Source organism: Flavobacterium sp. MAHUQ-57 (assembly GCF_051908335.1).
Lineage (GTDB): Bacteria > Bacteroidota > Bacteroidia > Flavobacteriales > Flavobacteriaceae > Flavobacterium.
On the sequence record NZ_JBPZTE010000007.1, the window covers coordinates 1,467,253 to 1,491,002 of the forward strand.

Sequence of the window (23,750 nt, forward strand, 5' to 3'; positions counted from 1 at the left end):
TTATCGTTTATAAGCACAAAAAAAGCGTCAACTTTTATGTTGACGCTTTTTAAAAGCTATAAAATAGCGAAGTTTTATTTATTCAATCACTAATTTTCTAGTAGCTGTTTTTCCTTCTTCGTTGATTTTTACAACATAAACACCTTTAGTCAAACCAGAAACATTTATAGAAGAATTGGTCACTTTAGTGTTTACTACCATTTTACCTAAAACGTCATAAATTTCAACATTTTTAGTAGCAAAGCTGTCCGAAGTGATGTTTAAGTAAGTCTTAGCAGGGTTAGGGTAAACTTGTAAACCTGCAATATCATCGAATTTGTCTTTTGCTAAGGTTAATTCGCTTAGAGATCTTGCAGTTATTCTAGCTACTCCATTGTTTTCACTAACAATTCCAATGAAGTTAGTTGGTCCAACTGGGATTACAGTTCCAATATAATCAACCTCAGTTGCACTGAAAAGAGTTCTGAAAGTCAACGAATTTGGATCTGTAGTAGCATAGTCAGTGTTCACAATAAAAGTAACATTACCATCACCAGCAGTAAAAGTCACTCCATTCATACGTACTAATTCACTTTCGTAAGCATCAATGTTACCAGCAATATCATTAGCTGTTACTAATTGTGGTGTTATTGTATTTCCAGTAGAAGGTTTAGTTGCATTTTGGTTTGGAACTAATTCCAATACACCATTGAAGTTAATTATTTGACCTCTAAGGCTTGAAATTCCATCTCCAATTATAAATGGAGTTGAAATTGAAGCAGCGTTGTCGTCTATTAAGATTCCTGCGGTAGCATCTTGAACATATTTTTGGTTTCTTGTAGTTCTTGTGAAAGATACTAATGCTTCACCGGTAAAATTTACCCAGTTATTTACTCCAACTGCTCTTGCAGCAGCAATGGTTGATACGTTGTTGTAGCTTGATACAGTGAATGTAACTGTTGCATTTTGTGCTGGAACGATTGGGTTGTGAGCGTTGTCAACAAGCTCAACATAAACGGTGTATGTGCCTGGTGTTGTAGGGATTATAATTGGTGTAGTGTCGTATTTCATTACAACAGGGCCCCCGTTAACTGTATAGTGAATGTGGCCATCGCCTGTTCCATTAGCTACGTTGAAATTTGCAACAAATAAATCTACATTTTGAAGTGTTGTTTCTGGAGAAAATGCAGTTCCATTTGTAGGGGTTGTAATTACAATATCTGGTGCGGAACTACATGGTGCTAGAGTGGTAGCTGTATTTCTTGCAGAAGGAGTCAATTCTACAAAATCATTTGCATTATTGTCTGTGTCTGTACAACCGCTAGTAAGTCTTGTTGCTGAAGTTGTATTTGTCAATGCAACACCGGTATTTTGACCTTCAAAACCATTAGGTGTTGATCCAAAACCGACTTTGTCGATAATTTGTGAACCTGTTGGGTTTGTTCCTGTCTGTGCTGTTGTAACATTCACTAAAATAACTTTTCCGTTTGAACCACTCATGTTGATGGTTCCAGTGGCATCTGGGGTTGGTAAAGCGGATCCATTTGTTGTTCCTCCTGCTTCTTGAATTAAATAATATTGGCCTGGCTGTAATACAACACTAGTCAAATTGGTAACAGCCCAAGCTGTTCCTGTTGCGGACGCATATTGTACAGACCATCCTGTTAAGTCTTGAGCCACACTTCCTCTGTTGAAGATTTCAATAAAGTCGTTTTGGTAAGTAGCTCCAGCGTTGTTACCGGATCCGTAAACTTGGCTGATTACGATTTGCGCATTTGCAAATAATGTCGAAAACAACGTTATGATGAACGCTAAGTAAATTTTTTTCATTGTTTTTTGTTTAAAAATTGGATAACAAATATAACAAGTAATTTCTTTATCAAAAAAGAAATGATGTAAATAAAACTTAAAGTTTTAAGAAAAATGTAAAGAAGTAAGTAACTACTTTATAATTAGTTTACGAGTGGCACGTAAATCTCCTTCTTTGATTTTAATGATGTATACTCCAGGAGTTAATGATGCTACACTTAGCTCTTTTCCTGAAATAGTGGCCTGCATCACCCTTTTTCCCAACACGTCAAAAATTTCGATGTCTTTTGGGGCTGTTGTTTTGGAGGTAATATATACTCTGTCATTTACCACGGGATTCGGGTAAATGTTCAAGTTTTCAAAGGGTTGTTCTTGGATCTTAGAATTCAATGTGCCATCCTTACTTTCCTGAGCACTTGCGTTCAGAGAAAATAGAAGTAGCAGAGATGTAATATAAAAGTATTTTTTTACCATTGAATCGAATTGAATTGTAAAGATATAAAAAATATTTCAAATAGTATACCAAAAAAAATGCCCCAAATCATTGGAGCATTTTTTGTATAACGTATGTTTGATTATTGTATTAAATTGATGCCATCAACCGTGCTCCAAGCCCCAGTCGTAAGGCTAGCTCCTGATGTTGAAGAAACTGTAGTGTATTGTCCAGAAGGGAATGCCACTGTAAAAGAAGCACCAGCTCCAGTTTGAGGTGTTGAACCAACGATTTTAACGTCAGTCAATTTAATTTTAGAAGCATTAACTTGGTTGTTGTTGGTTGCTGCGTCTTGAATTCTTACCGCTACGGCATTTGTGTCATTATAACCTTCAATCCAGATGTTACTAAATTCACCATTACCTTCTTTTTTGAATTGGATGGCATCATATTCTACAGAAGCATTTTCAGTTAATGTACCAGCAGCTCTTTTTAAAGTAATGTTAGTAACTTTTGGCCAGAAAGCATTATTTACTGATTTTGCTTCTACTTCCATACCGAAGTTTCCTGTTCCTGTTTGGTAAGCATACCAGTTGGTATTGTTTTGGCCTCTCCATCCATCTTGCCAGTCGAATGAATCGTCAGTATTTCCAAAAGCGATAATGTTACTTGCGCTTACAGTTCCTCCGTAAAATTCGAACCCGTCATCAGAACCTTTGTAAGCAACTAAGTTTTCTAAAACTGTTCCGCTTCCAACTGCATAAAAAGAGAATGCATTCAATTCTTTTGTTCCGTCAGCAATTTTTCTTCCAGCATATTCTACACGTACATATTTCAATGTTCCGCTGTTATCTGCTGCAACTGTTCCGCCATAAGTTGTACTTGTTCCGTCTTCAGATGTAGCAGTTGTTGCGCTTGTTGAAGGAACAACTGGTGCATCTCCATACATAACGATTCCACCCCAAGAACCCGCTAATTTTGTAGTTGATGTACAGATGATTGGCTCTGCAGGTGTTCCGATCATGATTAATTTTCCTCCTTTTTCAACAGTTAAAGTGATCAAGCCGTTAGCATCTTGAGCTGTTAAAACTGATCCTGCTTCTATTGTTAAAGTAGCGCCAGATTTTACTCTCACTGAACTTGTTAAAGTATAATTTCCTTTTACATACGTTTTGTTTGTAGTAATATCTCCAGAAATTTCCCCAGTTACTGGTTCTACTGAAGAATCGTCATCACTTGAAGTACAACCTGTAAAAAGTGTAGCTAAAATTGAAAGACCTAAGATTAATTTTTTCATGGTGTTGTCTGTTTTAATTTACTGATACAAAACTAGTTTGATTGTTTTTTTTTATGGTTATCAGAAAATTATTGAATTGTTATACTTTGTGTATTTTGTTTAAACTCTACGTTAAGTTTGTTAACTTTTTAAAAAGTGTAACCAATTGTCAATCCGAAACCAGTTCCTTTTTTGTACTGACGAACCGTTAAGTCTTTTTCGTATATGGTTACTTTGCTGTTATCTCCCATTACTCTTTTGAAATTCGGGTTCAAGATGTTGTCAATAGATAATTTCGCTTCTAAATTTTTCGAGAATTTACTAGTCCATACAAAGTCTAGTTTTTGGAATGGTTTTTCGTAAATGTGATCCAGATTCGAAGTTCCAACAGCATAAATTCTGTCACCTGTTACACCATACACTAAAGTCAAAGTGTTTTTCATCTCTTCGTTGAATTGGAATTCATACTTTAAATCGGAATTAATTACCCAATCCGCCGCACCTTGCAGTTTTCTTGTGTCTGAATTTTCAGCAGGGTTGTTGATTTTGTCCACTTTTACTTTGGTATTCATTAATGAAGTATTGAATCCGAAAGTGAATTTGTCTAAAACTGGACTAATGCGTTTTAATTGTAATAGTAATTCCAGTTCTGCTCCGAAAATGGTAGCACTTTTTGAATTGTCGAATGTGGTGATTTGACCACCGCTACTTGCACTTTGTACAAAGATTCTTTCGATTGGATTCTGAATTTGTTTTCCGAAAACACCAATAGCAAGCATTTCGTTTTCTTTAGGGAAGATTTCGTATTTCAAATCGAAATTCAAATTGTCAGTGTTTTTCAAGGATTTCCAGTTTTGTTGAGATTGGAAAACAGTTCTAGCTAATGGATAGTTTCCTAATACAACCGTTCCGTCTGCGTTTAAGTATTCTATAGGAAGAAGTTCCGCTGAAGCTGGCCTTGTGATTGTTTTTGAAGCAGCAAAACGTAAATTGCTTTTATCGTTTAAGCTGTATTTTGTATTCACCGATGGTAAGAAGTCAATGTTGTCTTCGGTTAATTTAGAGAAGGGACTATTGATTCCGTATCCTAAACGTCTGAATTTGATTTCTCTTAAAGATTTTTCTACACGTAAACCTCCGTTGATTTCCCATTTTTCACCAAAATTCCAAAATAAATTAGCATATCCTGATTGTACATTTTGGTATAATTTTGATTTGTAATCTTCATTTGAGGTCTCCGTAAAATTGATAATTCCATTTTGCACTGCATTGGCTACCACTCCTTCAATGTTATTTAAGCTTGTAGTAAACTGTGGTAATCCTGATGAAATTGGTTTTCCGAATAAGAAACGGTACGATGAGATTTCTTCATTACTGAATCCGTTATATCCTACAGATAATTTGTTTTCTTTACCACTTTCTGTAGTATTTAGTTTTACGTTGTATTCTAACATGCCTGAAAAGAAACGGTCACCTGAAATATCCAAATATTGTCTGATTAAGTTGTTTCCTCCAAAACTCGCAGTGATTTGATCTTCACCGTTCAATTCACCTACGACGAATTTTCTGTCCGGTTGTCCAAATTTGGTTTTTACAAATGAAAATCCACCTTTTAATGTGTGCTTTTTGTCTTCTGTTAAATCATAATTTCCGATGATTTGGTTGTTCCAGTATTGTGTTTCTTCAAATTGATTCATTCGAATAATCATATTTGGCTTGTTTGCCTGACTATTGGTATAACCGAACTGATCGTCGATTCTAGATGATGTTGCTCTTAGAAGGAATGAATTAAAGCCAATTCCGAAACGATTAGTTTTGTATTTTACACTTGCCAATCCTGAAACTGTTGTTTTGAAATCATAGGAAGTAGTGAACAAATTGTTGTCATAATTTCCTTGGCCGAAATTGAAAGTGCGTTCCACTCCTTTTCTGATTACATATGCATTGTCTTGATTAACCGATACAATATAATTCAAACTGTTGTCGCCTACTTTCACTTTGTTGGCGTGTAAAAAACCTAAGTTGGTATTAATTGGACTAGAAGATTTATCTGCATTCCAATTACTATTTTTGCTATAATCTGAATATTGCGACGGACTCATTACTACTCCAGAAGGTCTCCCTCCAAAATAACCTGGTAAAACTTTATCGTCTCCATTCAATCCTAAAAATCCTTGTGTTGTATTAGCGTCTTCAGATAATAGGAAATCTTGACCGTTGTTGTTGGTTACATAACTAAAACCTGAAGTGATTTTAGTGATGTTGTTTTTAGGTTGTGAAGTTTCGATGTTGATAGTTGCTCCTGCAAAATCTCCCGAAATGTTTGGGTTGAAAGTTTTATATACATTCAATACACCAACAATGTCAGTAGGAAATAAATCGGTTGGAATGATTTTTTTGAACGGACTGTTTGATGGCGCTTGTAAATCATTAATCAATAAGTTGTTGTAGCGATCTTCTAAACCACGAACGAATAATCCGCGTCCATCTACTTTAGCTATTCCTGTTATTTTAGTCAATCCCTCCTCTACATCACTAACTCCTTTTCTAGACATTTCTTGCGCACCGATACTTTGTTTGATTTCTACGGCTTTCTTTTGTTCTAAAAGTAAAGCTGTTTCTTTCTCACGATTTATGGTTGACTTGATTACTACATCTTCAAGAGTAACGCTTCCTGATCCAATAGACTCATTAATGATTTTGTTTTCGCCTTGAGCAATGGAAAATTGAACTTCTTTGGATTCGTAACCTAAAAAGCTGAAAATTGCAGTATGTGTTCCAGCTGGAATTTCTAATATGTATTTTCCGTCGATATCTGTAGTTACACCTAATGATTTTCCTTTAATGGTTACATTGGCAAACGGAAGAGGTTCTCCTTTTAAGTCTTTATCTGACACCACACCAGATATAGTGGTTTTTTGTGAAAAACCTACTAAAGAGAATAGTAAGAACAAAAATGTTAATTTAAGTTTCATTGAGTAGCTGTGTTTAATTTTGGTGCAAAGGAATGTTAGCAAAGTAAAGATTGTGTTAATTGGAAGTTACTTTTTGGTTTTCATTATGTTTCGGGAATGTTAAGAGATTAAATTTGCGTAATCACAATATTTTCTTTCAAATATTGTCTACTTTTACGTCAAATAAACAATCGAGCTCTTTGTATGAAAAAGAAGGATATTAAGATTCTTTTAGTTGATGATGAGGTAGATATCCTGGAAATTGTAGGATATAACTTAACACAAGAAGGTTATCAGATCTTTACGGCTGATAACGGAAAGAAAGCCGTTGAAAAGGCTAAAAAACATCTTCCGCATTTAATTATTATGGATGTCATGATGCCAGAAATGGACGGGATGGAAGCTTGTGAAAATATTAGAAAAATCCCCGAATTAAGTCAAACCATTATTACATTCCTAACGGCTCGTAGTGAAGATTATTCACAAGTTGCAGGATTTGATGCCGGAGCAGATGATTATATCACGAAGCCAATCAAACCAAAAGTATTGGTGAGTAAGGTGAAAGCATTACTTCGTAGATTAAAAGAAGATGAAGCGGCAAGTGATAGTTTGAATGTAGGAGGCATTGAAATCAATCGTGAAGAATACAAGATTCACAAAGACGGTGAAGAAATCATTCTTCCACGTAAAGAATTTGAATTATTCTATTTGTTGGCTTCCAAACCCGGTAAAGTTTTCAAGAGAGAAGAAATTTTAGATAAAGTTTGGGGGAATGAAGTTGTAGTTGGTGGGCGTACCATCGATGTGCACATTAGAAAACTTCGTGAAAAAATTGGAGAAGAGTTATTCAAAACAATTAAAGGAGTAGGTTATAAATTTGAATTTTAATGAGTATCAATTTTAAGAAGACGTATAAGTTTGCTGTAAAATCGGCAATGTATATAGGATTGTTTTCTTCTGGATTTGTTACCATTTTGTCCTATTTCTTTTTTGCAATAAACTGGGCTTTCAGTATAGTATTTGGTATTTCAATTTTTATCTTTTCTTTTTTTGTACTACAATACCGTGTTGAACATTTTATCTATAGAAGAGTCAAAAAGATTTATGATGATATTTCCTTTTTGGATTCTGCCGAATTCAGAAGTCAGCCAATTACCACAGATATGGCAACGTTAACAAAACAAGTTAAGAAGTTTGCTACCGATAAGAAATTGGAAATCGAGATGCTTAAAGATCGTGAAGAATACCGACGCGAGTTTTTAGGGAATGTTTCTCATGAATTAAAAACACCACTTTTTACGGTTCAAGGTTATATCTCAACTTTGCTTGACGGTGCACATAAGGATAAAGTTTTGCGAAAAAAATACTTGGAACGTGCCGAAAAAGGAGTTGAACGTTTGGTGTATATCGTTGAAGATCTCGACATGATTTCCAAACTTGAAATGGGTGACGAAAGTCTTGAAATGGTTGAATTCGATATGGTGGATTTGGCTCAGAATGTAATGGATTTGTTAGAGATTAAAGCCAATAAAAAAGATATCACGTTAAGTTTCGATTCTAAATATTATAAGCCAATTATGGTTTTGGCTGATTTTGAAAAAATTCAGCAGGTAATGTTGAACTTGGTTATGAATTCTATCAAGTATGGAAAAGAGGGTGGTTCAACAGAAATAGGTATCGAAGATTTAACCAATAATAAAGTAATAATTCGTGTAAGCGATAACGGTGAAGGAATTGAGCCCCAAAATATACCTCGTTTGTTTGAACGATTCTTTAGAGTGGATAAAAGTGGTGCGCGAAGTGAAGGTGGTTCTGGACTCGGATTGTCTATTGTAAAGCATATTATCGAGGCACACGATGAAAAAATTTACGTGCAAAGTAAATTTGGAAAAGGCTCCGAATTTTCATTTACGTTAGAAAAAGTGTAAAATTTATAAGTTTTTAGGCTGTAAAATTGCAAAATTAATCGAATTGATCTCAAGTTGTTGAATTTGAGTCAATTCGATTTTTTTGTTGTATTTTTCAATGTTACGAAATTGTTAAGCAAAAGTTTTTTTATTGTAAATTAATAATCTATATTTGATTAATTAATTGATGAATCCTTAAATCGTAGACCTATGAAAAATAAGTTATTAGCATGCGCTTTATTTGTATCAGGAATGATGATGGCGCAGGAAATTGAGCCGAAATATGAAATTGATGGTAATTTAGTCAAAGCAACTTACTATTACGAAAATGGAAGTGTAAAGCAAGAAGGCTTTTATAAGGATGGTAAAGTTCATGGACAATGGGTTTCCTATAACGAAAAAGGAATCAAAACTTCAATGGGAGAATTTACAAACGGAAATAAATCAGGTAAGTGGTTTTTCTGGAGTGATGGCGCTTTGAACGAAGTGGATTATAAAGACAGCAGAGTAGCTGTGGTTAATAAATGGGAAAAAGAAACAGTTGCTTATCGAAAATAAGCCAAACTGACCTACTTGATAAAAAAAAATACCGGCATTAAGCCGGTTTTTTTATTGGAATACTTCAAGTAAATCCAACCATTTTGTATTGCTTTCAAAGCTTCGTAATCCTTTGTATAAATTGATTTTTTCTAATTTTTTAGCTTTGAATTTTTCCTGCTTACAACTTGGTGCGAGTCCTTCTTCTTTGAATTTTTTTGCCAAGTATTCTTGTTCGTATTGTCCGGGTGTAGGAATAAAAAATGCTTTCTTCTTTAATTTGGCTAAATCCATTACTGTGGTGTAGCCGGAACGACATACAACTTTGTCGCTTTCGTTAAAAGCAATTTCAATTTGCTCCGAATTCATATAGTTGTAATACGTAAATTGATTTTTCTTCTCGATAATCTGTTGTTCCTCTATTTTGCCTTTAACAAAAAGAATAGTGCCATTATAGGAATCTAGTTCTGAAATCAATTTTTCTTCAAGCATCGTACGCTGTGGTTCCGGTCCAGAAAGAATGACCATCAAATCGTATTTTTTTTCCAGATTTTTTTTGTGAAGACGACTTAATGGACCTATGTATTTTACATTGGGTTGTTTTTTTTCCGGATGACCAAGGTTACCACTTAAGTTAGGTACTGTGTCTACATCGGGTACCCAGCATTCATCAAATTTTTTGATGATCATGTTGTGTAGTTGTGTAGTAAGCCATGTGGTATTGCCGGTCATCACATTGAGTTGATGTGTAATGAAAACAGAAGGGATTTTATCACTTACCACTCCCAATCGGTTATCCGAAACAATTCCGTCAATATTGTACTCTTTTATTATCTGTCGTGTCTTGCTTTTTTCTTTTAGAATGGCTCTAATCATTTTATGGCTGTTCAGAAACAATTTTAATTTGAAATTTGTGCCATTCTTAGCATATTCAATTTTGTAGGAAGGTAGTTCAATGGTTTGTAGGTTTGGAAATTCTTTTTGCAATAGTTCCAAAGCAATGCCGTCTGAAGCAATAATCGGATTAAAATCGTTGTCGATTAGTGCGTTAATTACCGGTATGCAACGCGTTGCATGTCCCAAACCCCAATTAAGTGGTGCTACAAGTATATTCTTTTTTTGTGTTGCTGTTTTAAACATAAATTATTTTTCAATGATGGAAATGAATTGTTCGACCAAATGGTTTTCGTACTCGAAAGTTTCCTCATATTGATCAAAAGTAATGCTTTCGGTCTTATGGTCATACAATCGCCATTTTTTCTTATTGTATTCCAAAGCGGTAAGATTTTCTACCCAATCTCCTGAATTTAGATATGTGGTTTCTCCATGTTGGTTTTTAATGTGTTCAATTTTGGGTTCGTGAATATGGCCACAAATTACATAATCGTAATTTTTTTCAATGGCTAGTTCAATACACACATTTTCAAAATCAGAAATAAACTTAACCGCCGATTTTACACTTGATTTTATTTTTTTGGATAAGGAATAGGGTTCTTTATTCAATTGAATTAATACCCAATTGATGGCTCTGTTTAAGAGTATCAGTGAATCGTATCCCCATCCACCCAATTTTGCCAGCCATTTGGTATGTGTAATGGAAGCGTCAAAGACATCACCGTGAAAAAGCCAGGCTGTTTTTCCGTCCAAATCGAGAGTCATTTTGTTGAGTAAGCTGAAATTACCCAAATGAATGTCGGTGAATTTGCGTAAAAGTTCATCGTGATTGCCTGTGAGGTAATATACTTTGGTGCCTTTGGAACTCAATGCAATGATTTTTTTCAAAACCTTCAGATGAGTTGGAGGGAAGTAGGATTTTCTAAATTGCCAAATATCAATAATATCACCATTGAGAATTAAAATTTTTGGTTTGATAGAGGATAAATACTCTAGTAGTTCTTTGGCATGGCAGCCGTAGGTTCCTAAATGAACATCTGAAATGACAACGACTTCTACTTTTCTCTTTTTCAATGTTTTTAATTTCAAATTACGTCAAGATATGTTGCAGGAATGTTATTGCGATGTTATAAAATAGTTTCCTGATTTAATTTTTTGGATCAAAGCAACTTTGGTTTTCAAAAACAATATAAATGCCTACTTTTGCCAAAATTTTATCGCAGTGGGAAGTAAGAATAAATTAAAGAGATTTAAAGAAAACGAAACATTCACGAATGTATTTCAGCCAACAAGAGAAGAAGTGGTTTCTGATAGTTTTGCTTTAAAAGGGAAGTGGAATGCTGAATTTTTTAAAAATGACAATCCAATTGTATTGGAATTAGGTTGCGGAAAAGGAGAATATACTGTTGGTCTTGCCGAAAATAATCCGAATTTGAATTTTATCGGTATAGATGTGAAAGGTGCTCGATTCTGGCGTGGTGCCAAAACATCAGTGGAAAGCGGCATGGCGCATGTTGCTTTTGTTCGTACACAAATCGAGTTGATCGATTATATTTTTGCTGAAAATGAAATCAGTGAGATTTGGATTACGTTCCCAGATCCGCAAATCAAATACAAACGTACCAAACACCGTATGACGAACTCGGAATTTCTACAATTGTATAAAAAAATATTAAAACCGGACGGAGTGATGAATCTTAAAACCGATTCTGAATTCATGCATGGTTATACCTTGGGATTATTACATGGAGAAGGACACGAAGTATTGTATGCGAATCATAATGTATACAAAAATGAAGGTGCTCCAAAAGAAGTAACGTCAATCCAAACTTTCTACGAAAAACAATATTTGGAAATTAACAAGGCAATTACGTATATTCGATTTAAAATTAAATAGCATTTATGGCTTACATCCTGCCGCTTCTTCTAGGTTTTGCTGCCTCCGTAATAGGGATTCTTCCTCCGGGACTAATCAATATGACAGCAGCAAAGATAAGTCTGCAGGATGGTAAAAACCGAGCCATGATGTTTGTGGCTGGTGCTGTTTTAATTATTTTCTTTCAAACCTATCTCGCCTTAATTTTTGCACGTTACATTGATGCACATCAGGAAGTTGTTATTCTTTTACGGGAAATCGGCTTTGGAATTTTTACATTGGTAACCATTTATTTTTTGTTGATTGCCAAAAAACCTAAAGTTAAAATCAAAAAAGATTTAAAGCTTAAAAGTAAAAAAAGCCGTTTTTTTCTAGGAATGTTAGTATCTGCAATTAATTTTTTCCCCATTCCTTACTATGTTTTTGTCAGTGTAAGTTTGGCCTCATTTGGTTATTTTAACTTTGAACCTTCATCGGTGTATAGTTTTGTATTGGGTGTGGTGCTAGGATCGTTCGGAGTGTTTTATACCTACATTGCTTTTTTCAATAAAATTCAATATAAAACCGAATTCCTCATGAAAAACATGAATGTTATTATCGGTTCTATCACTGGAATGATTTCTGTTTTTACTTTGTACAATATTTTGAAGTATTACTTTGTACCTTAAATACTGAATCCGTGGCACAAACCAAGACTAATCCGGACAACGAGAACTTTTTTCAGCGAGTGTATGAAATTGCACGCCTAATCCCTGAAGGCCGAGTTACTTCGTACGGTGCTATTGCTAAAGCATTGGGTGCAGCTCGTTCAGCAAGAATGGTGGGATGGGCAATGAATGCATCACACAATATGGAAGATGTTCCGGCACACCGTGTGGTTAATCGAAATGGGGTGCTCACCGGGAAACATCATTTTGACGGTACAAGCTTGATGCAGCAATTGTTGGAAAGTGAAGGCGTTGAGGTAATTGATAATCAAATTGTTGATTTTGAAAAACATTTTTGGCAACCCGACGTTAGAGAAGAATAATCAATTATGAAAAAGTATTTGTTTATTTTGTTATTTATTGTTCTCTTTTCATGTAAGGATAAAAGTGTATATCCTAAAATAATTGAACATAAAGAAAGAAGTGCCGTAAAGGTCAATGCCAATGTAATGGTTCAGTTTTCTGATTATTCATTTTTGGCCTGGAATATTAGTGAGGATTTTGATATTGATAGTAAGAAGAGATATCCATCAAATACAGAACAGCGTTATCTCTTTAAAAGATTAAGGCCGGATACACTGCTTCCTAGATATAATATTGATGTTATTGTCGATACATCTTATGTTGCCTATGCTTCCGGATTTGAATACAAGTATATTCCAATGCCAAAAAACATTATTATAGATGGTTTGTTGAATGGTAAAATACCTACAAATATGCAGTCTGAAAAAGTTAATATCGAGTTTTCTAAATACTTAGATGAAAAATTCAAGTTCTCCGATGATTATGTAGAGTGTTATCCTTTACTGGTTTTGAATAGATCCAATGATACAATTCTTAGTAGGTTCAAATTTATTCAGGAGGCAAAAGACAAGAATGGAAAATGGAAGCCAATAGAGTGTTATTATAATTTTGGTGGATGTGGTAACCCCGAACAGTTTCATTATAAACTCATTCCTGAGAAATATATGGTTTACCCTATAATTAAATATTATGGAGCTTTTAAAACAAAATTGAGAGTAAAACTCTATAATAAAGGGAATGTTTATTATTCCAATGAGTTTACAGGTTTTGTTAATTGTTCTCAATTCGATACGAGTGTTTTGCGAAATGAATTTGAAAAATCGTTTCCAGATTATGTTTTTGACGAGTATTTGGATTTGTTTTTTCTGAATAAGTTCTAACTATTCCATTATAACAAAACTTTAAACCCTCAAACTTTCAAACTTTTAAACTTCTGACTATCTTTGCAATCTAAAATCAGTTTAAATAAAGATAACTGAAACAGAATTACCAAAGAAATGAAATTAGATAGAAAAGAAATCCTTAAGGCTTTAGAAACCATTTCGATAGCTGGTGAAGGAAAGAATATGGTGGAAAGCGGTGCCGTACAAAACGTAATCACTTTCGGAGATGAGGTTGTGGTTGATTTGGTGTTATCAACACCAGCCATGCACATCAAAAAAAGAGCAGAAGACGATATCCGCAAATTAATTCATGATACTTTTTCAGCTGATGCGAAGGTAAAAGTCAATATCAAAGTTGAAGTTCCTGAAAAAGCAAACGAGATCAAAGGAAAAGCAATTCCGGGTATCAGCAATATTATTGCAGTGGCTTCGGGTAAAGGTGGTGTTGGTAAATCTACCGTTACTGCTAATTTGGCTGTAACTTTGGCTAAAATGGGATTCAAAGTCGGAGTTTTAGACGCCGATATTTATGGACCGTCCATGCCAATCATGTTCGACGTAGAAACTGAAAAGCCAATTTCAATTGAAGTTGATGGAAAATCGAAAATGAAACCGATTGAAAGTTTCGAAATTAAATTGTTGTCTATCGGATTCTTTACAGCACCAAGTCAGGCGGTAATCTGGCGTGGACCAATGGCTGCAAAGGCATTGAATCAAATGATTTTTGACGCGGCTTGGGGAGAATTGGATTTCATGTTAATCGATTTGCCACCAGGAACCGGAGATATCCATTTGTCCATCATGCAATCTTTGCCAATCACCGGTGCTGTCGTAGTAAGTACTCCGCAAGCAGTGGCATTAGCCGATGCTAAAAAAGGAGTGTCAATGTTTATGTCAGACAGTATCAATGTACCGGTTTTGGGTATCGTTGAGAATATGGCCTATTTCACTCCGGAAGAATTGCCGAACAATAAATATTACATTTTTGGTAAAGAGGGTGCAAAAAATCTTGCAGAAGATTTACAAGTGCCATTCCTTGGTGAAGTGCCATTGGTTCAAAGTATCCGTGAGGCTGGAGATTACGGCCGACCAGCTGCGCTTCAGACCGCTTCTCCATTGGAAGGAATTTTTGAAAATATCGCACGAAACGTAGTGCAAGAAGTGGTAAACAGAAATGAAAATTTACCTGCTACCGAAGCAATTAAAATAACCACTATGGCAGGTTGCTCTGCTGTAAATAAAAAATAAAAATCGCTTTTTCAGCTGTTCGTTGCAAGCAATGGTACAGCTGAAACAGATTTTATAGATGTCTAAAAATCTAAAAAAGATGACAAAAGAAGAATTAACAATCAATATCGAAAAGGCATTAGAGGAAATTCGTCCGTTCTTGAATTCTGACGGCGGTGATATCTCATTAGTGGCTATCGAAGATGAAAAGCACGTTAAAGTTCGCCTTGAAGGAGCGTGCACAAGTTGTAGTTTAAGTATCAGTACGCTTAAAGCAGGTGTTGAAACGACTATCAAAAAATATGCGCCGCAAATCGAAACGGTAGTGAATGTTGCTTAAATTAAAATCTCAGTACTAATTTTTTGGGCGTTTCCTCGCTTTGGCGTGGCCGGGCTTTCCGCACTCGCTTTTTGTTATCATCGAAAAGATGAAAACAAAAGAGCTCAGACAAATGCTGCAATCCCTAACGCAATATGTAGTCGCCCGATGACTTTACAATCCATAGAATAATGATTGAAACCGATATACTTATCATAGGTGCCGGTCCAACAGGACTTTTTACGGTGTTTGAAGCCGGACTTTTAAAATTAAAATGCCATATTATAGATGGCTTGCCTCAACCGGGCGGACAGTTGACAGAGCTGTATCCGAAAAAGCCCATTTTTGATATTCCGGGATACCCTTCCGTAAATGCAGGAGAATTGGTTGATAATTTGATGGAACAAATCAAACAGTTCCAGCCTGGTTTTACATTGAACGAAGTAGCCGAAAAAATTCAAAAATTAGAAGACGGTACTTTTATTGTAACCACTAACAAAGGAACTGAACATCATGCAAAAGCGGTTGCTATCGCAGGTGGTTTAGGGATATTTGAACCAAGGAAACCATCGTTGAAAGATTTGGAGTTTTACGAGCAGGATGATCGTGGAGTGGAGTATTTTGTGAAAGATCCTGAAAAATTCCGTGATAAGAAGATTGTAATTTCAGGCGGTGGTGATTCGGCTTTGGATTGGAGTATTTTCCTTTCGAATGTTGCTTCCGAAGTGACTTTGGTGCATAGACGTAATGAATTCCGCGGTGCGTTGGATTCGGTTGAAAAAGTACAAGAATTGAAAAAACAAGGTAAAATCAAATTGATTACGCCTGCCGAAGTAATCGGTTTCAAGGGTTCAGAACGAATAGAATCTGTTGATATTGAAATCAATGGTGCACGCATGAATGTGGTTTGTGATTATTTCATTCCATTATTTGGATTGACTCCAAAATTAGGGCCAATTGCCAACTGGGGATTGGAAATTGAAAAAAATGCTATTAAAGTGAACAATGCTTTGGATTACCAGACTAATGTTGAAGGTATCTATGCGATAGGTGATGTAAATACGTATCCAGGCAAATTGAAGTTAATTTTATGTGGTTTCCACGAAGCTACTTTAATGTGTCAAAGTGTGTACAACAAGTTGAATCCTGGGAAAAAATATGTATTGAAATATACTACAGTATCGGGAATTGATGGATTTGATGGATCTAGAAAAGAAGCAGAAAAAGCAGTTGTAAAAGCAATTGAATAATAGTTTTGATATCGATAAAACAACAAAAGAGGCGGGATTCCGCCTCTTTTGTTGTTTATGAGCAAAGCATTGATTTCTTAAAAATGAGTGTCTATACTTTCTGGACAGCCATTGCTGCAAAAATATTTTTACTGTTTAATTACCCTGCTCGTTGCTATACCTTCTTTTGAATTTATTTTAAACAAATAAATTCCCGATGGTAAAGTAGTTATATTTAATTTGTTGCTAGTGTAATCTAATGCCTGATTTAATAAAACTCTACCATTAATGTCAATTATTTCTAACTGAACATTTGTTAAAGATTTGAATTCTATAGTCACTACATTTGTAGCTGGATTTGGATATAATTTGAACTGATGGTTTATTTCAAAATCAGTTGTACTCAAAAAAGGAGCACAAGTGTTACCGGAAACAATACTTGAACCTGCCATCCAGTTTGATGTTGTACCATTCAATGCAAAATCAGTTAAAGTCCCGTTATAGCCATTACTTGTAGCATCTGTTAATGTAGTTACAGAACTATTATTGTCGCCATCAAGTCCTTGATTGAAATTGTAATAAGCGATTAAACCATTTTGAGTAGTTGGAGAGGGCAGTTCACAATTTATATTGTTTTGAATTTCAGCTATGGGTAAAGCTCTGTTCCATACACGTACTTCGTCTAAATCGCCTGGGTAGAATTCAAATGGGATTGGAGAATAAACGTTCCTTTGTGTCTCTTTGTTTTCTGACTTTTCCTTGTGTTTTGACAAGTTTGAATTTGCAATAGGTGCCTCATAGACATATTTGCCATCAGCTCCTAAATAAATGTTTTTAGATCTATATTGATAAATCCCTAGAGTTCCTGTAATATCTAGTACTCCGTCTACATATAACAAAACATCATTACTTGCCTGATTTTTTTTTACAACTGCTATATGATGCCAAAGATTGTCATTAATCGTGATGTTTCCCATATAACGGCCAGAAGAGGAATAAGGAATACCTCCGGAATTAAGGTCAAAATGGAATAATAATTTACCATTTAAAATTTTTATTTTGCTTCTATCAACATTGTAACCGGTGTCAATTTGATCATCTATCCATGATAGTATGCATACTTCAGAAGTTACGCTCGTTTTTATCATAGCTTCAAAAGTGAATTCCGTCGGTCTTTCAAAATGAGTAATTGTTACATGATCATTTACTCCGTCAAAGTTTAAATGGGAAGATGCCAAAGTTAATGATGGATTACTATTTTGTGTAGTTGAAATTCCAGAGCTATTTCCATCTTTTTCTACTCGGGAATTTAGCTGATTAGAAATTTGTCCAAATAAATTGATTTTTAAAAACAGTACTGGTAATAATAGGTAATGTTTTAATTTCATAGGTTATGGGTTTGATAATCAAAGTTATAATAAAATAAAGCTGTATTCAAGTTACAAATACAACTTTTTGTTTTAGGGCTGACGTTTTATTTTTTACTCGCCAAATACACACCACTTAAAATTACACCAGCTCCAACAAACTGCATAAGGTTTAAGATTTCTCCATCAAGTATTCCCCAACTCATTGCTACAATGGGTATGAAATAAGTTACCGATGATGCAAAAAGCGGTGAGGTGATCTGTATGAGTTGGTAATACAAAATGTTGGCAATTCCAGTGCCTACCATTCCTAAAATAATAATGAACAGTGTCGAATTTATCACTTTTGGTTCAGTCATGATTTCGCCATAACCGCTAACGAATAAAATTAGTAGTGCAGGTGCTAAGAGTGTTAGGAAGTTACCAGTTGTAATGGCGAGCGGACTAACATCGGATAAGTATTTCTTGATTAAATTTACATTCAAAGCATAACAGATTGTTGCTATGACAACTAATAAAGCACAAAAATAGTTGGTTTCACCGCTCGCACTTTTTCCAAATATAATCAAAAGTAGACAGCCTGTTAATCCTAAAATGACCCCAATTACCTGATTTCTTACAAAAGACAAGCCAAATGCGAGGACACCAATAAGTAATGTGTATAACGGTGTTAATGAATTTAAAATTCCACTAACGGAGCTTTTAATGCCTGTTTGAGCATAGGCGAATAAAAAAACGGGTAATCCATTTCCAAATAAGGAAGTTATGGCGACATATTTCCATTTGTAAAGTGGTATTTTAGAAATGCTTTTAAAACCAATAATTACCATGAAGACACATGCGAAAATAATCCGTAAAGCGCCTAATTGAAAGGGATTTAGTCCTACTAGACCACGTTTGATAAGTATAAAGGAGCTTCCCCAAATCAATGAGAGAAGAACTAATAAAAGCCATTTGTTGTTTTTTGAGAACATGGGACGGAGTTTGATTTCCCAAAATTCTGTTATTTTTATGACAATCAAATTACTTTTTCGATAATTTTGCTTCATTGCATAATAAACAATTAAAATTCAATACTATGAAAAATATGAAATTTTCGGTCCTGGCTTTAGTGTGTGCTGGTCTGACCTTGATTGGTTGTAAAAAAGAGGCTGCTGAAAGTACCACAGTAGAAAGTGCGCCAAAAGAAGTAACTAAAACAGTTGCTAAGGCAGAAACAACTTCTTTTAAAATTGATGGTATGACTTGTGCTATGGGTTGTGCTAAAACAATCGAAAACAAATTAGCCGGAATGGATGGTGTGCAAAAAGCGAGTGTTGATTTTGAAAAGAAAACGGCAACTGTGGAATATGATGCCGCAATTCAAACTCCAGAGAAATTAGTAGAAACTGTCGAGGCTGTTGCGGATGGTAAAACGTATAAAGTTTCTGATGTTAAAAACTCTGCGGATAAAGCAATGAACTATCAGGAGCCAAAACAAGAGAAAAAGAAAAAGAAAGCTGCTAAAGCTGATGAAGCTAAAACAGAAGCAGCACCTGAAGCCGAAAAGAAATCGGGATGTTGTTCAGGTAAAAAAGCATGTTCTGAGAAAGATGCAAAACCAGCTACATTATAATTGTAGATAGTTGTAATAAAAAAAGCTTCAGCATTGCTGAAGCTTTTTTTTATTTCTTCCATTTTAAGGATTCCATTAAAATGCGTAAATCGTTTTTAATATACGCTGCTGCGGGTAAAACAGAATCAAAATTAGGTTTTGCATAAAAATAAACTGAACCGACCAAGAAATGTTTTGTACTGTCGGTTAGGTAAAATTGTGACTGCGAAGCGGCATTTCCTCCAACTTCATAAAACATACCATACGCTCTCTTTTCTTTATTTGCATAAGGTTGTTCCACAATGCCGTCGGCTTTGATGACATGCTCATAAGTGAGTTTTTGTGCATCACGTAATAGTTTGTCTATATTTTGATTGACCGGTTTGTAGGTTAAATATACTGTAGCCTTTAGTTTGGGATAATCTATGTGGAAATTGCAATTGCCCTGATCGACTACTTTTCCAAGTGTGTTGTATTCGAAAGTGTAACCGCAATTCTGATCAAATGCTTTATAATTTGGTTTTGGGTATTCTAAACTTAGATACGCTTTGGGTTTTGGTAATACATCGTCTTTGCAACTTATAACAGCTATACTGATAGAGGCAAAAAGTAAAAGGCTAAGGTATTTAGTCGGCATTAATTAAGAATTAAAAAGGTAAGTCGTTTTCAATTGGATTGTCAAAATTAGTGCTTTTTGGTGTATCCGGAGTGTTTTTAACAGCTTCCGAATCTTTTTTAGTAGTTAAAAAAGTAAATTCGGTAACTTGTATTTCCGTAGTGTATTTGGTAGACCCGTCTTCAGCTTGCCATTGGCGAGATTTGATTCGTCCTTCAACATAGATTTTGTCGCCTTTTGAAAGGTATTTTTCGCAAATTTCGGCCGCTTTGTTTCGTACAACCACATTGTGCCATTCGGTAGAGGTGATTTTTTCTCCTGTGGTTTTATTGATGTAGATATCGTTAGTGGCTAATGGGAATCTTCCTATGCAATTTCCACCATCAAAATAATGCATTTTCACTTCATCACCTAAATGACCTATCAATATTACTTTGTTCAATGTACCGTTCATGGCTTATAATTTAGTTGTTATCAAATATACGTAAAAAATCAATACTTATTGTTCTCCATAAAATTATGAAGTACAATGGGGAATGGGAGCTGCATTAGTTCTTCATAATGTAAACTGTTGTCCAAAGTTTTTTCGAGTTCTACTTTCCAGAAACGAATATGAAGATGCTGATGGGATAATTTGTGAATGGTGCTTTCTGAGGTTAGCAGTGTTATTTTTTTTTCTTCTGGATAGTCTTTAATTATTTTTTGTTTGATATCGCTCTCGGTTTCCAGGCAATCAGTTTCAATTAAAGGTAATTCATACAAATTGTGCCAAATTCCTTTTTGAGTTCTTTTGTTGGCAATACTTTTGTTGTTGTTGTCTATAATAAGGATGTAATTCAGGAAGCGATCTTTAATTTTTATTTTTTTGAGTTTGATGGGTAATTCGTTGACTTTTTTATGTGCTAAAGCCAAACAACTGTTGTTTAATGGGCAGATGGAGCAATTTGGGCTTTTTGGTGTGCATTGTAAAGCGCCGAATTCCATAATGGCTTGATTGAACAAAGCGGGTTTTTTTGGATCGATCAATTCTGATGCCAATTGTGTGAATTCTTTTTTGGCTTTTGTTGATGCGATATCAGTCGTGATTCCGAAATAACGTGCTAGAATACGATATACATTGCCGTCGACTACCGGTTTTATTTCATTAAATGCGAAAGAGGCAATAGCTGCCGCAGTGTATTCACCTATTCCTTTTAAGGAAAGTAAATCGTTATAGTTGTTGGGAAAGTTGCCTTCTAATTTGTAAGCTATGTGTTTTGCGGTCGCGTGCAGATTTCTGGCTCTTGAATAATAGCCCAATCCTTGCCATAGTTTTAAAACCTGTTCTTCTTCTGCGTTGGCCAAATCAAAAACCGTTGGAAAAGCTTCGGTAAAAGCAAAAAAATAGGATAAACTTTGCGCGACTCTCGTTTGTTGCAGCATAATTTCGGACAACCAAATGTGGTACGGATTGGTTGTATTTCGCCAAGGTAAATCGCGTTTATTTTCTAAATACCACGTAATTAATGTCTTACTAAATATCATTGTTGAGTATTGGTTGGCAAAAATAAATCTTTATGTTATTAAATTTTAATCGTTTATAGTTGAATTATTCTTTTTTTAATTTATATATTTGCACTCTCAAAAAAATTAGATAAACTTAATTTATATATTAAAATGACAAAAGCAGATATCGTAGCTAAAATTGCTGACAAATTAGGCTTAGAAAAAGGAGATGTTCAAGCTACAGTTGAATCTTTTATGGATGAGGTGAAAAATTCATTAGAGACAGGTGATAATGTGTATTTAAGAGGTTTCGGAAGTTTTATTGTTAAAACAAGAGCTGAAAAAACAGGAAGAAACATTTCAAAAAACACAACCATCAAAATTCCTGCGCACAACATCCCAGCATTCAAACCTGCTAAAGTGTTCGTAGAAGGTGTAAAAACAAATAACGAAGCAAAATAATTTACTAATCAATAAAACTACAAAGTTATGCCAAGTGGTAAAAAAAGAAAAAGACATAAGGTAGCTACTCACAAACGTAAAAAAAGAGCGAGAGCTAACCGTCACAAAAAGAAAAAGTAGTTCTAAACTACTTTTTTCTTTTTAAACGTTCATTGAAATCGGTGATTTCAGAAATAAATTCATTTTTAAATTTCGAAATCTGCCATCGGGTAAATTGCCTGTAAAAAAATGTTTAATCCATCCTCACAATTAGCATTGAGTCATTCGGTATAAATCATAGTCATCTTTTGTTTATGATCCGTTATGTTGTGATTTCTTGCCAAAAAGTTGGGATAAAAATTTACACATGAATAAAGAATTAATTATTCGTACAAGTTCTGAAGCTGTAGATTTTGCCTTATTAAAAGATGGAAAACTAATTGAATTACACAAAGAAGAAGAAACAAGCAACTTTCAGGTGGGTGATATTTTTATTGCCAAAATAAGAAAACCGGTTGCTGGTCTGAATGCGGCTTTTGTAAATGTGGGTTTTGAAAAAGACGCCTTTTTACACTACCATGATTTGGGTCCAAATCTTGCTTCTCAATTGAAATTCATTAAACTTGTAAGCGCAGGTAAAATAAAAGATTTCTCCCTAAAAAATTTCCCTTTCGAGTCTGAGATTAATAAAGATGGTGCTATTGCCGATGTGCTTAGTGCAAATCAATCAATCTTAGTACAAGTGGTTAAAGAGCCAATATCAACCAAAGGGCCAAGAATAAGTTCTGAACTTTCTCTTGCTGGTCGATATATTGTTTTAGTGCCTTTTTCAGATAGAGTTTCGATTTCTCAGAAAATTGAATCCAAAGAAGAAAAAGATCGTCTAAAACGTTTGGTCCAATCGATAAAACCAAAGGGATTCGGTATCATTGTTCGAACAGTAGCCGAAGGCAAAAAAGTTGCAGAAATTGACAAAGACTTGCAAAATTTGTTGGACAAATGGACAGCAATGTGCAAGCGCATTCCGACAGCTCATCATCCGTCAAAAGTGCTAGGTGAATTAAATAGGGCATCCTCCATTTTAAGGGATGTTTTTAATGATACTTTTAGCGGAATTATTACTGATGATAAAGAGTTGTTAAACGAAACTAAGGAGTATTTGCAGCAAATTGCTCCAGGAAAAGAATCAATCGTCAAACTCTATCAGTCGAAAGACGTGCCTCTTTTTGAGAAATATAGTATTGAACGCCAAATCAAAACTTCGTTCGGGAAAACAGTTTCAATGAGCAAAGGTGCTTATCTTATCATTGAACATACCGAAGCTATGCACGTCATAGATGTTAATAGTGGTAATCGTTCAAATAAAGCTGCCAATCAAGAAGATACGGCGCTTGAAGTGAATATGATAGCTGCTGCTGAGGTGGCTCGTCAGTTACGACTTCGTGATATGGGCGGAATTATTGTGGTGGATTTTATTGATATGCAAAATCCAGATAACCGCAAAGTCTTATATGATTTCTTGAAAGAAGAAATGAGTGACGATAAAGCAAAACACAAAATATTACCTCCAAGTAAGTTTGGTTTGGTCCAAATTACACGTCAAAGAGTCCGACCGGAAGTAAATATTAAAACTAAAGAAGAAGATCCAAACAATGAGCATGCAGAAGTTGATGCACCAATTGTTGTTATAGATAAGATAGCTTCGGATTTAGAAAGACTCGTTAAACAGCATAAAAAAATACGATTAAACGTACATCCTTTTATTGCTGCCTACCTTACCAAAGGTTTTCCATCAATACGTTCAAAATGGTTTTTTGAACATAAAAAATGGGTGAAAATTATACCTCGTGACGCTTACACGTATTTAGAATACAAGTTTTTAGATCAAAACGGAAATTCTATAGAAGATTAAA

General features: G+C 34.9%; 24 protein-coding genes. 13 read left to right on the plus strand and 11 right to left on the minus strand.

Annotated features, from left to right (window positions below; all coding sequences use genetic code 11):
- Positions 1-78 precede the first annotated feature (78 nt).
- From ACS8MM_RS14610 to ACS8MM_RS14625, 4 genes are all read right to left on the minus strand, one after another.
- A complete protein-coding gene (locus tag ACS8MM_RS14610; RefSeq protein WP_379718231.1) occupies positions 79-1,809 on the minus strand; it encodes a T9SS type A sorting domain-containing protein in 1,731 nt (576 codons plus the stop codon).
- A gap of 111 nt (positions 1,810-1,920) precedes the next feature.
- The gene (locus tag ACS8MM_RS14615; protein WP_379718233.1) at positions 1,921-2,262 is read right to left on the minus strand and encodes a T9SS type A sorting domain-containing protein; all 342 of its coding nucleotides are present in this window, start codon (positions 2,260-2,262) and stop codon (positions 1,921-1,923) included.
- Positions 2,263-2,363: 101 nt separating this feature from the next.
- Positions 2,364-3,518 (minus strand): hypothetical protein, encoded by a 1,155-nt coding sequence (locus ACS8MM_RS14620; RefSeq protein ID WP_379718235.1) that lies wholly within the window; start codon positions 3,516-3,518, stop codon positions 2,364-2,366.
- A 128-nt stretch (positions 3,519-3,646) separates the two neighbouring features.
- On the minus strand, positions 3,647-6,472 hold the full coding sequence (locus ACS8MM_RS14625) for a TonB-dependent receptor (protein ID WP_379718237.1): 2,826 nt from the start codon (positions 6,470-6,472) through the stop codon (positions 3,647-3,649).
- Positions 6,473-6,655: 183 nt separating this feature from the next.
- Between ACS8MM_RS14625 and ACS8MM_RS14630 the strand changes: the two genes are divergently transcribed.
- From ACS8MM_RS14630 to ACS8MM_RS14640, 3 genes are all read left to right on the plus strand, one after another.
- Positions 6,656-7,339 (plus strand): response regulator transcription factor, encoded by a 684-nt coding sequence (locus tag ACS8MM_RS14630; RefSeq protein WP_379718239.1) that lies wholly within the window; start codon positions 6,656-6,658, stop codon positions 7,337-7,339.
- On the plus strand, positions 7,339-8,379 hold the full coding sequence (locus ACS8MM_RS14635) for a sensor histidine kinase (RefSeq protein WP_379718241.1): 1,041 nt from the start codon (positions 7,339-7,341) through the stop codon (positions 8,377-8,379). Before ACS8MM_RS14630 ends, ACS8MM_RS14635 begins: the two co-directional genes overlap by 1 nt.
- A gap of 189 nt (positions 8,380-8,568) precedes the next feature.
- Positions 8,569-8,916, plus strand: a complete 348-nt coding sequence (locus tag ACS8MM_RS14640; RefSeq protein WP_379718243.1) for a toxin-antitoxin system YwqK family antitoxin — start codon at positions 8,569-8,571, stop codon at positions 8,914-8,916.
- Positions 8,917-8,967: 51 nt separating this feature from the next.
- On the opposite strand, the gene ACS8MM_RS14645 is transcribed toward ACS8MM_RS14640, so the two are convergent.
- Entirely contained in the window at positions 8,968-10,035 is a 1,068-nt protein-coding gene (locus ACS8MM_RS14645) for a glycosyltransferase (protein ID WP_379718245.1), read from the minus strand.
- A 3-nt stretch (positions 10,036-10,038) separates the two neighbouring features.
- Positions 10,039-10,863 carry a UDP-2,3-diacylglucosamine diphosphatase gene (locus ACS8MM_RS14650; protein ID WP_379718247.1) on the minus strand — a complete coding sequence of 275 codons (825 nt, stop codon included), beginning with the start codon at positions 10,861-10,863 and terminating at the stop codon, positions 10,039-10,041.
- A gap of 148 nt (positions 10,864-11,011) precedes the next feature.
- Between ACS8MM_RS14650 and trmB the strand changes: the two genes are divergently transcribed.
- From trmB to ACS8MM_RS14685, 7 genes are all read left to right on the plus strand, one after another.
- Complete coding sequence (gene trmB / locus ACS8MM_RS14655) at positions 11,012-11,686, plus strand: tRNA (guanosine(46)-N7)-methyltransferase TrmB (protein ID WP_379718249.1); 675 nt, start codon at positions 11,012-11,014, stop codon at positions 11,684-11,686.
- Between the two features lie 5 nt (positions 11,687-11,691).
- Positions 11,692-12,333: a LysE family transporter gene (locus tag ACS8MM_RS14660; RefSeq protein ID WP_379718251.1), complete on the plus strand. Its 642-nt coding sequence runs from the start codon at positions 11,692-11,694 to the stop codon at positions 12,331-12,333.
- Between the two features lie 11 nt (positions 12,334-12,344).
- The gene (locus ACS8MM_RS14665) at positions 12,345-12,695 is read left to right on the plus strand and encodes an MGMT family protein (RefSeq protein WP_379718253.1); all 351 of its coding nucleotides are present in this window, start codon (positions 12,345-12,347) and stop codon (positions 12,693-12,695) included.
- A gap of 6 nt (positions 12,696-12,701) precedes the next feature.
- Complete coding sequence (locus tag ACS8MM_RS14670) at positions 12,702-13,556, plus strand: hypothetical protein (RefSeq protein ID WP_379718255.1); 855 nt, start codon at positions 12,702-12,704, stop codon at positions 13,554-13,556.
- A 117-nt stretch (positions 13,557-13,673) separates the two neighbouring features.
- On the plus strand, positions 13,674-14,807 hold the full coding sequence (locus ACS8MM_RS14675) for a P-loop NTPase (protein ID WP_379718257.1): 1,134 nt from the start codon (positions 13,674-13,676) through the stop codon (positions 14,805-14,807).
- 79 nt (positions 14,808-14,886) lie between these two features.
- On the plus strand, positions 14,887-15,126 hold the full coding sequence (locus tag ACS8MM_RS14680; protein ID WP_379718259.1) for a NifU family protein: 240 nt from the start codon (positions 14,887-14,889) through the stop codon (positions 15,124-15,126).
- 170 nt (positions 15,127-15,296) lie between these two features.
- A complete protein-coding gene (locus ACS8MM_RS14685) occupies positions 15,297-16,355 on the plus strand; it encodes an NAD(P)/FAD-dependent oxidoreductase (RefSeq protein WP_379718261.1) in 1,059 nt (352 codons plus the stop codon).
- A 128-nt stretch (positions 16,356-16,483) separates the two neighbouring features.
- Here ACS8MM_RS14685 and ACS8MM_RS14690 read toward each other — a convergent pair whose 3' ends face one another.
- Together ACS8MM_RS14690 and ACS8MM_RS14695 are read right to left on the minus strand one after the other, a co-directional pair.
- Entirely contained in the window at positions 16,484-17,722 is a 1,239-nt protein-coding gene (locus tag ACS8MM_RS14690) for a T9SS type A sorting domain-containing protein (protein WP_379718263.1), read from the minus strand.
- Positions 17,723-17,808: 86 nt separating this feature from the next.
- A complete protein-coding gene (locus ACS8MM_RS14695; protein ID WP_379719036.1) occupies positions 17,809-18,675 on the minus strand; it encodes a DMT family transporter in 867 nt (288 codons plus the stop codon).
- Between the two features lie 104 nt (positions 18,676-18,779).
- Between ACS8MM_RS14695 and ACS8MM_RS14700 the strand changes: the two genes are divergently transcribed.
- Positions 18,780-19,316, plus strand: a complete 537-nt coding sequence (locus ACS8MM_RS14700) for a heavy-metal-associated domain-containing protein (protein ID WP_379718265.1) — start codon at positions 18,780-18,782, stop codon at positions 19,314-19,316.
- Between the two features lie 49 nt (positions 19,317-19,365).
- Here ACS8MM_RS14700 and gldD read toward each other — a convergent pair whose 3' ends face one another.
- From gldD to mutY, 3 genes are read right to left on the minus strand one after another with little or no spacing between them, the layout of a single operon-like run.
- Positions 19,366-19,932 (minus strand): gliding motility lipoprotein GldD, encoded by a 567-nt coding sequence (gene gldD / locus ACS8MM_RS14705; protein ID WP_379718267.1) that lies wholly within the window; start codon positions 19,930-19,932, stop codon positions 19,366-19,368.
- Between the two features lie 10 nt (positions 19,933-19,942).
- Entirely contained in the window at positions 19,943-20,365 is a 423-nt protein-coding gene (locus tag ACS8MM_RS14710) for a single-stranded DNA-binding protein (RefSeq protein ID WP_379718269.1), read from the minus strand.
- A 38-nt stretch (positions 20,366-20,403) separates the two neighbouring features.
- A complete protein-coding gene (gene mutY / locus ACS8MM_RS14715) occupies positions 20,404-21,435 on the minus strand; it encodes an A/G-specific adenine glycosylase (RefSeq protein WP_379718271.1) in 1,032 nt (343 codons plus the stop codon).
- 132 nt (positions 21,436-21,567) lie between these two features.
- Between mutY and ACS8MM_RS14720 the strand changes: the two genes are divergently transcribed.
- Complete coding sequence (locus ACS8MM_RS14720) at positions 21,568-21,858, plus strand: HU family DNA-binding protein (protein WP_073308587.1); 291 nt, start codon at positions 21,568-21,570, stop codon at positions 21,856-21,858.
- A gap of 346 nt (positions 21,859-22,204) precedes the next feature.
- Positions 22,205-23,749 (plus strand): Rne/Rng family ribonuclease, encoded by a 1,545-nt coding sequence (locus tag ACS8MM_RS14725; RefSeq protein WP_379718274.1) that lies wholly within the window; start codon positions 22,205-22,207, stop codon positions 23,747-23,749.
- Position 23,750: the final 1 nt, after the last annotated feature.

What these genes read in the sequence shown, in the direction of transcription:
- gldD (WP_379718267.1), bottom strand. Translation starts at nt 19,932, where the DNA reads ATGCCGACTAAATACCTTAGCCTTTTACTTTTTGCCTCTATCAGTATA.
- ACS8MM_RS14630 (WP_379718239.1), top strand. Translation starts at nt 6,656, where the DNA reads ATGAAAAAGAAGGATATTAAGATTCTTTTAGTTGATGATGAGGTAGAT.
- ACS8MM_RS14640 (WP_379718243.1), top strand. Translation starts at nt 8,569, where the DNA reads ATGAAAAATAAGTTATTAGCATGCGCTTTATTTGTATCAGGAATGATG.
- ACS8MM_RS14720 (WP_073308587.1), top strand. Translation starts at nt 21,568, where the DNA reads ATGACAAAAGCAGATATCGTAGCTAAAATTGCTGACAAATTAGGCTTA.
- ACS8MM_RS14615 (WP_379718233.1), bottom strand. Translation starts at nt 2,262, where the DNA reads ATGGTAAAAAAATACTTTTATATTACATCTCTGCTACTTCTATTTTCT.
- ACS8MM_RS14685 (WP_379718261.1), top strand. Translation starts at nt 15,297, where the DNA reads ATGATTGAAACCGATATACTTATCATAGGTGCCGGTCCAACAGGACTT.
- ACS8MM_RS14700 (WP_379718265.1), top strand. Translation starts at nt 18,780, where the DNA reads ATGAAAAATATGAAATTTTCGGTCCTGGCTTTAGTGTGTGCTGGTCTG.
- ACS8MM_RS14680 (WP_379718259.1), top strand. Translation starts at nt 14,887, where the DNA reads ATGACAAAAGAAGAATTAACAATCAATATCGAAAAGGCATTAGAGGAA.
- ACS8MM_RS14635 (WP_379718241.1), top strand. Translation starts at nt 7,339, where the DNA reads ATGAGTATCAATTTTAAGAAGACGTATAAGTTTGCTGTAAAATCGGCA.
- ACS8MM_RS14725 (WP_379718274.1), top strand. Translation starts at nt 22,205, where the DNA reads ATGAATAAAGAATTAATTATTCGTACAAGTTCTGAAGCTGTAGATTTT.
- ACS8MM_RS14610 (WP_379718231.1), bottom strand. Translation starts at nt 1,809, where the DNA reads ATGAAAAAAATTTACTTAGCGTTCATCATAACGTTGTTTTCGACATTA.
- mutY (WP_379718271.1), bottom strand. Translation starts at nt 21,435, where the DNA reads ATGATATTTAGTAAGACATTAATTACGTGGTATTTAGAAAATAAACGC.
- ACS8MM_RS14675 (WP_379718257.1), top strand. Translation starts at nt 13,674, where the DNA reads ATGAAATTAGATAGAAAAGAAATCCTTAAGGCTTTAGAAACCATTTCG.
- ACS8MM_RS14625 (WP_379718237.1), bottom strand. Translation starts at nt 6,472, where the DNA reads ATGAAACTTAAATTAACATTTTTGTTCTTACTATTCTCTTTAGTAGGT.
- ACS8MM_RS14670 (WP_379718255.1), top strand. Translation starts at nt 12,702, where the DNA reads ATGAAAAAGTATTTGTTTATTTTGTTATTTATTGTTCTCTTTTCATGT.
- ACS8MM_RS14620 (WP_379718235.1), bottom strand. Translation starts at nt 3,518, where the DNA reads ATGAAAAAATTAATCTTAGGTCTTTCAATTTTAGCTACACTTTTTACA.
- ACS8MM_RS14660 (WP_379718251.1), top strand. Translation starts at nt 11,692, where the DNA reads ATGGCTTACATCCTGCCGCTTCTTCTAGGTTTTGCTGCCTCCGTAATA.
- ACS8MM_RS14645 (WP_379718245.1), bottom strand. Translation starts at nt 10,035, where the DNA reads ATGTTTAAAACAGCAACACAAAAAAAGAATATACTTGTAGCACCACTT.
- ACS8MM_RS14710 (WP_379718269.1), bottom strand. Translation starts at nt 20,365, where the DNA reads ATGAACGGTACATTGAACAAAGTAATATTGATAGGTCATTTAGGTGAT.
- ACS8MM_RS14695 (WP_379719036.1), bottom strand. Translation starts at nt 18,675, where the DNA reads ATGTTCTCAAAAAACAACAAATGGCTTTTATTAGTTCTTCTCTCATTG.
- ACS8MM_RS14690 (WP_379718263.1), bottom strand. Translation starts at nt 17,722, where the DNA reads ATGAAATTAAAACATTACCTATTATTACCAGTACTGTTTTTAAAAATC.